This is a genomic window from Paenibacillus sp. DMB20, from assembly GCF_000987955.1.
GTDB lineage: Bacteria > Bacillota > Bacilli > Paenibacillales > Paenibacillaceae > Paenibacillus_AQ.
Genome location: NZ_LAZU01000037.1, coordinates 297,021 through 309,145, shown reverse-complemented (window position 1 = coordinate 309,145; position 12,125 = coordinate 297,021). Strand labels below are relative to the sequence as shown.

The window sequence follows — 12,125 nt, the reverse complement described above, 5'->3', positions numbered from 1 at the left end:
AAAGACTCCATTTGGTGATTGAGGAGCGGCTCTTTTTCAGGGATGATACAGGTAGAAAGGGAAATAAACGCAGGAGGGATACCCATTGGCCGAATTGAAAACAGCAAATGGAACGTTTGAATGGGAAGGCAAGCCGTTTCGCATTTTATCCGGGGCTGTCCACTATTTCCGGGTCGTGCCGGAATATTGGGAGGATCGTCTCCTGAAGCTGAAAGCTTGCGGTTTGAACACGGTAGAAACGTATCTTCCGTGGAATTTGCATGAGCCCGAGGAAGGCCGGTTCTGTTTTGACGGACTGGCGGATGTGGAGAGGTTCGTCCGGCTTGCCGGCAGCCTTGGCCTCCATGTGATTTTGAGGCCGAGCCCTTATATTTGCGCGGAATGGGAATTTGGCGGACTCCCCGCATGGCTTCTTGGTTATTCCGACATTCGTCTGCGCTGCATGGACGCCGCGTACCTGGAAAAGGTGGACAAATACTACGACGAGCTCATTCCCCGTCTGGTTCCGCTCCTCAGCACGAAAGGAGGACCCGTCATTGCGGTCCAGATCGAAAACGAGTACGGAAGCTACGGCAATGACCAGGCGTATTTAAACTACCTGAAGGAGGGACTGATCCGCCGGGGCGTCGATGTTTTGTTGTTCACTTCGGATGGCCCGGAAGACGGAATGCTTCAGGGCGGAACCGTACCGGGCGTGACGGCAACCGTAAATTTCGGCTCCAGGCCGCTGGAGGCTTTTCAAAAGTTCAGGGCCTATCGGCCGGATGATCCGCTGATGTGCATGGAGTACTGGAACGGATGGTTCGACCACTGGAAGGAGGAGCATCATACGCGTTCCGCGGAGGATGCGGCGGGCGTCCTCGAAGAGATGCTGGAGGCGGGGGCATCCGTCAATTTTTACATGTTCCACGGGGGAACGAATTTCGGATTCTATAACGGGGCCAACCATCATGAGTCCTATGAGCCTACCGTTACGAGTTATGATTATGATGCTCCGCTGTCGGAATGGGGCGGGATCACGGAGAAGTATGAGGCGTTCCGCCGCGTCATCGGCCGGTTCCGGGAAGCGGATGCCCCGGTTTTGCCTGAGCTGCCTGCCCCCATGCCAAGAAAAAGTTACGGAACGGTAAGCATGACGCACGAATCGGATCTCCTGGACCACTTGGACGTTCTGACCGACCCCGTGCAGCGCGTTTGCCCGGTCCCGCTGGAAGCGCTCGGACAGGATTACGGCTTTATCGTGTATTCCACCCATGTATCCGGGCCCCGAAGGGAGAGCCTGCATCTGCAGGAGGTTCATGACCGGGCCCAGATTTTTGTGAACGGCGTATACCGGGATACCATCGAACGTTGGAATCCGCGTTCCCTGGAACTTGATATTCCTGAAGGCGGCGCAAGGCTCGATATCGTGGTCGAAAATATGGGACGCATCAATTACGGGCCGAAACTGAAGGATTTCAAGGGAATCACCGAGGGGGTCAGGCTGAACAACCAGTTTTTGTTCGACTGGACCATATATCCGCTGCCGCTCAAACGCATCGACTCCATACCGTTCAAGGAGCTCCGGGAAGCCGGGGAAGGATCGGAGCGAAGCTCACGACCGCGCTTTTATAAAGGGGAGTTTACGGTAGAAGAAGCTGCCGACACGTTTGTCCGTTTGGACGGCTGGCATAAAGGCTCGGTATGGATCAACGGCTTCAACCTGGGCCGCTACTGGAAGGAAGGGCCGCAGCAAACGCTTTATCTACCCGGACCGCTGCTCCGGAAAGGGCGGAACGAGCTGGTCGTCCTGGAGCTGCATCACGCGGAGAAGGCACAAATCGAATTGCTGGATAAGCCGGACCTGGGCTGATTCAAGCTCTTATATGCATATGCAAAAACAAACAACAGCAAGGGAGTAGGACAATATGGATACGTCAATTTTGGCAAGACCGACCAAACAGCAGATGTCGTGGCAGGACATGGAGATGGGGATGTTCTGCCATTTCGGGATCAACACGTTTTGCGATCAGGAATGGGGAGAAGGGACGGATTCGCCCTCGCTTTTCAATCCGGCGCGTTTGGACGCGGGACAATGGGTGCGGACGGCGAAGGAAGCGGGCTTCAACTATTTCATTCTTACCGCCAAGCATCATGACGGCTTTTGTCTGTGGCCGACCAAGACAACGGATTATTCCGTCAAGTCGAGTCCGTGGAAGGAAGGGAAGGGAGACGTTGTTCGGGAGTGTGCGGACGCCTGCCGCGAACAGGGTATCGGCTTCGGGATTTATGTATCTCCCTGGGACCGGCACGAGCCGTGCTACCCGGAACAGGAAGCCTACGATCACTTTTACGCCGAACAGCTGACCGAACTGTTGACCGGATACGGACCGCTCGTGGAGGTATGGTTCGATGGTGCCGGTTCGGAGGGCCGTCAGTACGATTGGCCCCGTATTATCGGCCTGGTCCGGGAGCATCAGCCGGATGCCATGATATTCAATATGGGGGCGCCGACAATCCGCTGGGTTGGCAACGAAGACGGCGTGGCTCCGTATCCTTGCTGGAACACGGCCGAAAGCGCACGCGTCAGCATGTTTTCGGAGGAATCGCTGTCCTGGCTGCCCGATACGCCCCGGTGGGTACCGGCGGAATGCGACGTTCCGATCCGCAAGGAGCGCTGGTTCTGGCACCCGAACGATGAACACACCCTCCATACCCTTGATGAATTGATCGATATCTACTATCGTTCGGTGGGGCACGGCTGCAATTTGCTGCTTAATCTGTCCCCGGATGAAACCGGCCTGCTGCCGGAGGCCGATGTGGAGCGCGTGCTAGAGTTCGGGCGGGAGGTAAAGAGAAGGCTTGCTACCCCGCTTGCCGAGACGTCCGGCACGGGCGATTTCGTGGAGTTGGTGCTGGAGGGGGAGACAGAGTTCAACCATGCCATCCTGATGGAGGATATTTCGTTCGGGGAGCGGGTTCGGGAATACGTGCTGGAGGCCTGGTCCGGAGAAAAATGGACTGAACTCGTACGCGGAAGCGCCATCGGGCATAAAAAGATCGACCATTTTGAAGCGGTTCGGTGCAGTCGTCTCCGCTTAAGGGTGCTAAGCCGGGAAGGGGAGCCTCGTATCCGCTCCATGCAAATATTTAACGTTCAACCACATGGAACTTCATCTTGAGCAATAAGCAAGCCCGCCGGACATTCCGGCGGGCTTGCTTCATAAGATAAACTTCACAGGCGGAGCATGGCCATGGTTGGCGTCTGATGCGTCAACGCGCTCTATTTCTCGATGATCTCCCAATGGAGGTCAACATTGGCGTCCACCAGCAATTGCGAGAGTGCCGACTCCACCGTTTCCAGGCCGAGGGCATAACATCGGGGATATTCGCATGCCTGGCCTCCCACCGTAATATCAACGAAGTCGTCCTCGTCCGGATGCGAGCCAAGAAGGTTCCTGATGGCGGCTTGTCTCGATCGTCACCACGAACGCCTCGTCGCCGCCCCCAATGATAATCATTAGATCATTCTCTTTAATGCTGACTAAACTGCGATTCGCGCCGTTCATCCGGCGGACGGCCTTCAGGCATTCTTCCGGCGAAACGTCAGGAAACTCTACGATACGGGCAGTCGGTCCCTCTCTGAATTCTTCGTAAATAGTCCTCATACAAACCTCCCCTAATGCGGTCAAGTTCCGTATTTTGCGCTGTAATAGTCGTAAGCCTTCATGGCGACCTGATCCTCATCCTGCCAGAATTGCTTATCCAGCTCGTCCAATCTTAAGTCCTCCGCCTCCGTGAGATGTTTTGGAATATCCCACAGCTGCTGCAAGCGCGGATCATTCTCGAAGCGCCCCAGAACCGCGTAGGATGCGGTTACGATCCCAAGCGCGGCGGTCGCCCCGATCCTGTCCAGTGCCCGAATGGCGTGCAAATATGCGTCGTATCCCCAATTACAGAAAAATTGCAGAAATCCTCCGTTGTACATGTCGGCTTCAAGCGTCCATAAGGCGGCGATCTCCTGTTCGGTTTCGCTGATCCCGTTCCATTTCAAATCGTTACGGTTTTTCTTGTCTACGATTCGGGTTGCAAAGTCGTACCACTGGTCGTTAACGTCCGTTTCTTTCATGCAAAGCCTCCTTGGAGAGAGCATTCTTTCAAGATCATCGTTTCATGACTTTCATTTCCAATGATATAGAGCGCATGGAGAAGTTGCAATATTGGTCTGGATTGCAAAGGGCACGGAGGAGGAACAGGAAAATGAAGGAGCAGATGGCTCGATTGAAGTTTTAACGCGCTTTATGAATCACTAAAGAAGTAACAAAAAAGTAGGTGTTACATCCTATATTGACTGTTATGGAAAATATTATTGTAAAAAGGGGGTCCTATTGCGGGACTCTCTTCTTATTTTTGTTGAAATCCTGAAATTAACAAATGCCGTACTGACGGCCTTTTTGGTAAAATCTTTGTCGTACTTTGGTATCATTTTTGTAATAACTATGGATAAGAATGTAAAAATGACCGTAACTTTAGCAATTTTTCGACGTCTAATTAATAAACTAACGAAAATTTTCTGAAAATGCTTGACACCATCTCCAGTGATTCATTGCCGGAACCTGTCTGGTTTTCCTTTAGCACGGCGGGTTTGAACGTTTCCGGCGAACAGAGGGGAAAGAGGGTGAAGCCGTGAGTATCTCCTTTCAAAAGAGGAGGAGATGCTGGTCCTTCAAATTAGAATCGGCCATCATTCGACGTTCTTGTATGGACATTATACCTATCAGAAAAGTTGGTAAATCTGGTGCATGGCGTTTTGGGCCGAACCGGATATAGAATGGCCTGTGTACCTTTGCTGCGGCAACGCGGGAGTTACGGGCAAGATCAAAAAGGAGGAGAAGGTAAGTTTTGAAAACGGCCATGAGCAAAAGAAAGCAGTGGATGCTGGCGGGCGTTCTGACCCTCTTGCTGATCTGTGGTGCCGCCGCCATTTTCGGATTTTCTCGACCGTCCTTTAAAAGCTTTGCCGATGAGGACGGCATGCAGATGAAGTTCAAAACCGAGGGAACGAGGTTTCTTCAATACGGAGAGAACGGGCAATGGAATGAGATGTTTGTCAAAGGCGTCAATTTGGGAGCGACGGTTCCGGGGCATTTTCCGGGAGCGCTGCCGGCAACCGAAGAGGACTATCTCCGGTGGTTTAAACAGATTGATGAAATGGGAGCGAACGTGATTCGTGTTTATACGGTTCATAATCCCGTTTTTTATTCGGCTCTCGTTAAATACAACCGGGATCGCGAAGACGATCCGCTTTATTTCATGCAGGGCATCTGGTCTCCGGAGGAACAGCTGATCGAGCAGAAAGATGCTTATGCGGAAAATATCCTTCAGGCCTTTAAAGACGAGATCCAAAAAGCCGTTGCCGCCGTTTACGGCGATGTCACGGTGACGGCGAAACATGGGGCCTCGAGCGGCGAGTACAAGACGAATGCAGGGAAGTATTTGATGGCCTGGCATGTTGGAACCGAGTGGGATCCATCCATGGTCAAGAATACGAACGGGAAACATAAGGATGCGGCTCGGTACGAGGGTACCTATTTCTCGGCCGCTGAAAAGGCGAGTCCGTTCGAAAGCTGGCTCGCGGGTCTGCTCGACTATACGGCGGCGCAGGAGCAAAAATATGGCTGGCAGCATCCGGTCACATTCACGAACTGGGTGACGACCGATATTCTGGAGCATCCGGGAGAGCCGCTCTATGAAGAGGATATGGTCTCCGTGGATGCGCGCCATATCAAGCCGGTGAACTGGAAGGCGGGTTATTTTGCGGCATACCATGTTTACCCGTATTACCCCGATTTCTTCCGGACGGACAAAAGCCTGAGGACGATTTCCGACGGAAAGGGCGGATACAACACCTACAAGGCTTATCTGCGAAAGCTGAAGGCGGAGTTCACGGACATGCCGGTCATGGTCACGGAGTATGGCGTCCCGTCTTCCATGGGGATTTCCCATCACGGACCGGGCGGTCGGGACCAGGGAGGCCATGACGAAGAGGAGCAGGGACAGATTAACGTATCCCTCACCAAAGACATTTACGACGAAGGTTACTCAGGCGCCATTCTTTTCATGTGGCAGGACGAATGGTTCAAGAAAACCTGGAACACGATGCCGTTCGAGATTCCGGCCGATCGCCGGGCTTACTGGCTGAACGTGCTGACCAACGAGAAAATGTTCGGTGTGCTTGCGATGCAGCCGGGCAAAGCAAACAGGCTCGTTATCGACGGAAGCTTGTCCGATTGGGACAAGCTCCCCGAAGGGGAGGCCAAGCCTTGGGTAGGCAAGCGCCCGGCATCAGGAGCATGCGGATAACCCATGACGAGGCGTATTTGTACCTCGGGATGGAGCTGGAGCGGAATTTTGACCCGAAAAGCTCCAAGCTTTACATCGGCGGGGATACGATCCCGGGAGGCGATCAGCCGGTGAAGGAGCTAGCGGGGAGAACGCTGGACGGAGGGGGGCTCGAAACACTCATCGAGCTTGGCAAGGACAGCGAATCCCAGGTGAAAATCGCGCCTTCCTATGATTTTCATCAGCGCCTGTACGGCAAGGAAGGCTACTGGATGCTTCCCGATGAAGACGGGGAGGGCAAGAAGGACAAAAGCCCGGCTTCGTTCCATCCATGGAAGCTCGGGATCAGTCTGCTGATGACGCCGCCGGATACGCGGCATGCCCATCCGTTTATGGACGAGAAGGTCGGATACCTTAAGCGGGGATCGGGCAGTCCGGAGAGCGAAGACTTCAATTCGCTGACGGCCTGGCAATACAACGGAAATGTGGTAGAGATGCGGATTCCGTGGATGCTTCTCGGTTTTGCGGATCCGAGCTCCCTGCAGGTTATCGATTACAGCCCGCTGGAAGACCGAAGAACATTCAAAACCGCGAAGGCTAACGGCATCACGCTCGTGCCGTGGATAGCGGAGCGGGAAGGGAAGCAAGCGGGGGCCGGCGGCGGATCGGCACAAGCGGCCGAATCCGAAGCTCAAGCGATCCATCTGCATGACATTGTCCCGTATACGTGGGAGCCGTGGGAAACGGTCCAATACACCGAGCGGCCGAAAAAGAGTTATTACGCCATGAAGGAATTCTTTACCGGCGTGCCCGACACCCGGAACGGCGAACAGTCGAAATAAAGGAGGAACTATCGGATATGTTTTCAAATATAGCCTTGGCTTATGTGTTCATTTATGTATGTTTGGGCATGATTGCGGCCGGCATCATCCTGTTGTTCCAAATGAAAATAAGGCACAATGCCGAACAAAATCAGGCGGAGCGGTATAAGGAGAAACATCGGGATTACTTTGTTTACGTACAGTCTCACCTGCACGACGATGTAGAGCTTGAGCTTCCTCCCGGAAAGCTCAAGCATCTGGAACGCAGGGTCATTCAAGACAGGTTTATGGAATGGATCGAGCAGTTCAAAGGCGAAGCCCGGGCAAAGCTGCTCGGCCTATGCAGGAAAGCGGGATTTGTGGAGCAGGACATCAAGGCCCTGTCCAGTTTCCGGTACGGACGACGAATCGAAGCGGCTTACCGCTTGGGCGGAATGCGGGCCGAAGAGGCGGTTCCGGCTTTGGAGGAGTTGATGAACCGGACGCCGTACAGCCCGCAGACGATTATTATTGCCCGGGCGATTGCCAAGAGCGCAGACCGTCCGGACCAGATCCGGGCCATGCTGTCCAAGCTGTTGTCCTACGAGAAACCGATTCACCACCTGGCCGCCGATATTTTGCTGGAAACCCGGCTGGATGCAGCGGGCCTGGTCCGAAAGCTGCTGGATGATCCGAATCCGAATCTCGTGAAAGTAGGGCTTGTCGCGATGTGGGGTCAAGCGGTACCCGCCGTCGTCCCCGCATTGGACCGCCTGGTCGGTTCCGATCAGAAGGATGTGCGGGCCGAGGCGGTCAAGTTATACCTCAGCTCCAACCCCGTTCTCAAGGATGAGACGATTGCCCAGCTTATGAACGACAAGGAATGGGAAGTGCGGGCCGCAGCGGCCAAAGCGCTCGGCCGGCTTCACGCCGCGGGCAGCATACCGCTCCTGGCCGCTGCGCTGCAGGATGAAAGCTGGCATGTCCGGCATAACAGCGCCGAGAGTCTTGCGCTTCTTGGCGAGCAGGGTTTCGAGGTGCTGTGCCGGGCGGCTTCGGCCGGAACGGGAGCGGCGAGGGATACCGCCCTTTCGCGGATCGAACAGATCATGGCGAAGGAGAGCAGTCCTGAAGCCGTGGAACAGATGGTTGCTTTCAACAAAAAAAAGCTGCTGTACGAAAGTTATTTCGGGATTCAGCCGAACAAACGGAACGTACAGATGGCCCGGGTAGGGGGAGATTACACTGCTTAGAGATATCCTGCTCACCTATGGCATGGTGGCGATCTATTATGTCATGTTTGTCAACGTGCTCTATTTTGCAATATTGCTGTTTTCTTTCAGAAATATCGGAAATATTTTCAGGCGTGCGGCGTTTTCCAAATACAATACGTTATCCGGCTCGGAGCTGGTTCCGTCCGTATCGCTGCTTGTGCCTTCCTACAACGAGGAATTGACGATTATTGAAAATGTCCGCTGTCTAATGACGCTGAATTATCCGACTTATGAGGTCATCGTCATCAATGACGGTTCTTCCGATGAGACGCTGAAAGTGCTGATCGACGAATATGAGCTTGAGCTGCTTCCGAACCCGGAGGTCCGGGGTTCGATCAGTACCCAAAAGGTACGCGGCGTGTACCATAACGAGAAATACCCGCATCTGTTCGTCATCGACAAGGAAAACGGCGGGAAAGCCGACTCGCTTAACGCGGGAATCAATATGTCGAAATATCCGCTGATTTCCTCGATCGACGCCGATTCGCTGCTGGAAAAGGATGCTTTGATCCGCATGGCGCGGATGTACATGGAAAATCCGGAAGAAACGGTTGCCATCGGCGGCGACGTCCGGATTGCCAACGGCTGCGTGATCGAGAACGGCGCCGTCAAGGATGTTTCTCTGCCGCGCCGGATGTGGCCGATGTTCCAGTCGATCGAATATTTGAAGGCCTTCCTTGGAGGACGGATCGGATGGAGCCATATCAACGGCCTCATTATTGTCTCGGGGGCCTTCGGCCTGTTCCGGAAAGATTACGTAATCGCCGTCGGCGGCTACCGCGGCGGGTATCCCGGAGAAGACATGAACATCATCATCAAGCTTCACCGTTATATGCTGGAGAACAAAATCCGGTACCGGATTGCCTTCTGTCCCGAGGCCGTCTGCTGGACGCAGGCGCCGGACAGCTATCATATCCTGTCCAACCAGCGCAAGCGCTGGGGACGAGGCAACCTGAAGAACATGATCGAAAACCGGGACATGGTCTTCAATCCCAAATATAAAGTGATGGGCCTTTTAACGATGCCGTACAACGTTATTTTCGAAGCTTTAAACCCTTATTTCAGAATCACGGGCCTGCTGGCTCTGCTAGGATATGCTTTATTGGATATGACAAATTGGCAAATATTGGTCGTTTTCGGGTTGGTGAACTTCTTGAGCGGATACCTGCTAAGCGTAGGTGCTCTCATTTTGGAGGAAATCGCCTTCCGGCGATATACCAAACTGTCCGATCTCGCCAAAATGCTGCTCTTCTCGGCGCTCAAGTTCGTCGGTTATCACCAGTTGGGCGTGCTGTGGAGAGTGCAGGGACATATTCAATACCTTCAGAATAACAATTCTTGGGGGACGATGACCCGGCAGAGCTGGAAAGACAAGAATCAGGCGGCCTGACACCCGGGCCCGGATGATTATTAACATCATTTTAGCAAGAAGAGAAAGGTGGAATTGATCGTGTCTCAAACCGCAACACTGCAACGAGAGTTACATTCGGATCTCTACAGCCAGCTGGAGCAAGAGATTCGGAACAATCCAAAAGGGACCGGCGCGCTTTTGTTTCTGTACTGCGCCGGGGAGTCCCCCGGCCTTGAGAAGCAGGTAAGGGACTTTTTCGACCCCTTGTCCGTCGTGATCGGCGAGGTCCTGAAAGACCCCGTAACGAAGACGCTGGCGGTCATTCTCCCTGAACTTACGCTGGATGCCGCCCATTACCAAGCTCTGCTGCTGAAGCAGCATCTGATCTGCATGAATGAAAACGCGGATACGCGGATCACGCTCTCGTCCATGTCGAACGTAACCTCATCCCAGGCTCTCAAACAGATGGCCGAATCGGCCAGACTCAGCACAACCTCGGAAATTCACATCTTTACGGAGGAAGCGGACGATACCAACCGCATTCTCATTGTGGATAACGATGCGACCGTCCGGGAGTTTTTGCAAATCCGGCTTGCCATGCAGGGATATGAAACGCTGGAGGCGGTGGATGGACTTGAAGCGCTGGAACTTATCCCGAAATGGGAGCCCGATCTCGTCCTGACGGAGCTGAATCTGTACGGCATCGACGGCCTTCCGTTCATCCACCATATCCAGCAGTTGGATATGAAGGAGCCGCCGAAAATCGTCGTTCTTACGGAGAAGCGTGTTGAGCAGACGATCAGCCAGTGCTTTCAGAGCGGAGTGGATGACTATGTCACGAAGCCGTTCTCGCCGGTGGAGCTGGATGCCCGCATCCGCCGCTGCTTGCACTAACTAACGGTTTTCTACTGCTCAAATAACGAGGCGTTCCCGCCTCAAACCATGCTGTTTGCTAAACCTAGAGGTTTGCGATTTTCAAGCTTCTTAAGACAATACACCGATGGAGGTAGATGCTAGTGAACGAGGAATATGAAACTTTGCTAAGCGCGATCGAAAACAAAAAAGCGGTGCTGGGGGTTGTGGGGCTCGGTTATGTCGGGCTGCCGCTGGCCGTGGAAATGGTCAAGCAGGGCTTTACGGTCGTGGGAATCGATCTGGATGCCGACAAAATCGAGCGGATTTACCGCGGCGATTCGTACATCACCGACATTACCGATGAGGAGCTTGCCGCCTGCATGCAGACCGGACGCTTCAAGCCGACAACCGATTACAGCATGATTGCGGTCATTGATGCGGTCAGCATCTGCGTACCGACGCCGCTTAGCGAGAATCAGGATCCGGACACGTCTTATATTACAAGGGTCGTGGATGAGATCAAGCGTTTTATGAAGCCCCGTCTGCTGATAACGCTGGAGAGCACGACTTATCCGGGCACGACCGAGGAATTGATCCAGTCCGAGATCGAAAGTTTGGGCTATACGGCCGGGAAGGATTTTTTCCTGTGCTTCTCGCCGGAGCGCGTCGATCCTTCCAACAGCCGCTTCAACACGCGCAATACGCCGAAGGTCATCGGCGGTACCACGGAGGCATGCCTGAATCTCGGCGTAGCCTTGTACAAGCAGTACGTGGAAACGGTTGTGCCTGTCAGCTCGCCGAAGGTGGCCGAAATGTCCAAGCTGCTTGAAAATACGTTCCGCAGCGTCAACATCGCTTTCGTCAACGAGATGGCGATGATGTGCGACCGGATGGGAATCGACGTTTGGGAAGTCATTGATGCGGCCGCGACCAAGCCGTTCGGCTTCATGCCGTTCTACCCGGGACCGGGCATCGGCGGACACTGCATCCCTTTGGATCCGATGTATTTGTCCTGGAAAGCGAAAGGCTTCCGATTCTACAGCAAATTTATCGAGCTGGCGCAATCCACCAACGACAACATGCCTTATTATGTCATTAATAAAACCGCTACGATTTTGAACGAGTACGCCAAATCCATCAAACGCTCCAACATTTTGCTGCTCGGCATGGCGTATAAGCCGGACATCAGCGACCTGCGCGAATCTCCAGGGCTTGAGGTGTACGAGCTGTTTAAGGAAAACGGGGCGAACGTCGATTACTACGACCCGTACGCGCACAGCTTCAAGGACAAGCAGGGCGATACGGTTCACAGTGTCGAGTATGACCTGAATAAATTCCGCCGGTACGACTGCATGGTGCTGATCACAAACCATAGCAGCCTCGATTACGCATTGCTCGCTTCCATGGGCGTCCCGGTGCTGGACACTCGAAATGCATTCAGAGCCTATTCCCGGCCTCACATTTACAAAATCGGCCACTCGGTTCATCACGCTCCGGAACCGGGCGAAGCCGTCCTGGTGTAAA

8 protein-coding genes and 1 pseudogene are annotated in these 12,125 nt (G+C 53.8%); 7 read left to right on the top strand and 2 right to left on the bottom strand.

Annotated features, from left to right (window positions below; genetic code table 11):
* Positions 1 to 85: 85 nt before the first annotated feature.
* Positions 86 to 1,852, top strand: coding sequence for a glycoside hydrolase family 35 protein (locus tag XI25_RS22100; protein ID WP_046680270.1), 1,767 nt, complete (start codon positions 86 to 88; stop codon positions 1,850 to 1,852).
* 55 nt (positions 1,853 to 1,907) lie between these two features.
* Positions 1,908 to 3,161: an alpha-L-fucosidase gene (locus XI25_RS22095; protein WP_046680269.1), complete on the top strand. Its 1,254-nt coding sequence runs from the start codon at positions 1,908 to 1,910 to the stop codon at positions 3,159 to 3,161.
* A 234-nt stretch (positions 3,162 to 3,395) separates the two neighbouring features.
* Here XI25_RS22095 and XI25_RS22090 read toward each other — a convergent pair whose 3' ends face one another.
* On the bottom strand, positions 3,396 to 3,647 hold the full coding sequence (locus tag XI25_RS22090; protein ID WP_046680268.1) for a hypothetical protein: 252 nt from the start codon (positions 3,645 to 3,647) through the stop codon (positions 3,396 to 3,398).
* Positions 3,648 to 3,667: 20 nt separating this feature from the next.
* A complete protein-coding gene (locus XI25_RS22085; RefSeq protein WP_046680267.1) occupies positions 3,668 to 4,108 on the bottom strand; it encodes a DMP19 family protein in 441 nt (146 codons plus the stop codon).
* Between the two features lie 785 nt (positions 4,109 to 4,893).
* Here XI25_RS22085 and XI25_RS37000 point away from each other — a divergent pair.
* The 5 genes and pseudogenes from XI25_RS37000 (at position 4,894) to XI25_RS22055 (ending at position 12,124) form a co-directional block, all read left to right on the top strand.
* A pseudogene (locus XI25_RS37000) lies at positions 4,894 to 7,163 on the top strand (hypothetical protein).
* Between the two features lie 17 nt (positions 7,164 to 7,180).
* Positions 7,181 to 8,374, top strand: a complete 1,194-nt coding sequence (locus tag XI25_RS22070; RefSeq protein WP_046680265.1) for a HEAT repeat domain-containing protein — start codon at positions 7,181 to 7,183, stop codon at positions 8,372 to 8,374.
* A gap of 43 nt (positions 8,375 to 8,417) precedes the next feature.
* A complete protein-coding gene (locus XI25_RS22065) occupies positions 8,418 to 9,785 on the top strand; it encodes a glycosyltransferase family 2 protein (RefSeq protein ID WP_235440068.1) in 1,368 nt (455 codons plus the stop codon).
* A 60-nt stretch (positions 9,786 to 9,845) separates the two neighbouring features.
* Positions 9,846 to 10,640: a response regulator transcription factor gene (locus XI25_RS22060; protein WP_046680264.1), complete on the top strand. Its 795-nt coding sequence runs from the start codon at positions 9,846 to 9,848 to the stop codon at positions 10,638 to 10,640.
* Between the two features lie 122 nt (positions 10,641 to 10,762).
* The gene (locus tag XI25_RS22055) at positions 10,763 to 12,124 is read left to right on the top strand and encodes a nucleotide sugar dehydrogenase (RefSeq protein ID WP_046680263.1); all 1,362 of its coding nucleotides are present in this window, start codon (positions 10,763 to 10,765) and stop codon (positions 12,122 to 12,124) included.
* Position 12,125 lies beyond the last annotated feature (1 nt).

Coding starts and splice junctions, on each gene's coding strand:
- XI25_RS22090 (WP_046680268.1), bottom strand. CDS start 3,647: ATGAGGACTATTTACGAAGAATTCAGAGAGGGACCGACTGCCCGTATC.
- XI25_RS22095 (WP_046680269.1), top strand. CDS start 1,908: ATGGATACGTCAATTTTGGCAAGACCGACCAAACAGCAGATGTCGTGG.
- XI25_RS22085 (WP_046680267.1), bottom strand. CDS start 4,108: ATGAAAGAAACGGACGTTAACGACCAGTGGTACGACTTTGCAACCCGA.
- XI25_RS22065 (WP_235440068.1), top strand. CDS start 8,418: ATGTTTGTCAACGTGCTCTATTTTGCAATATTGCTGTTTTCTTTCAGA.
- XI25_RS22070 (WP_046680265.1), top strand. CDS start 7,181: ATGTTTTCAAATATAGCCTTGGCTTATGTGTTCATTTATGTATGTTTG.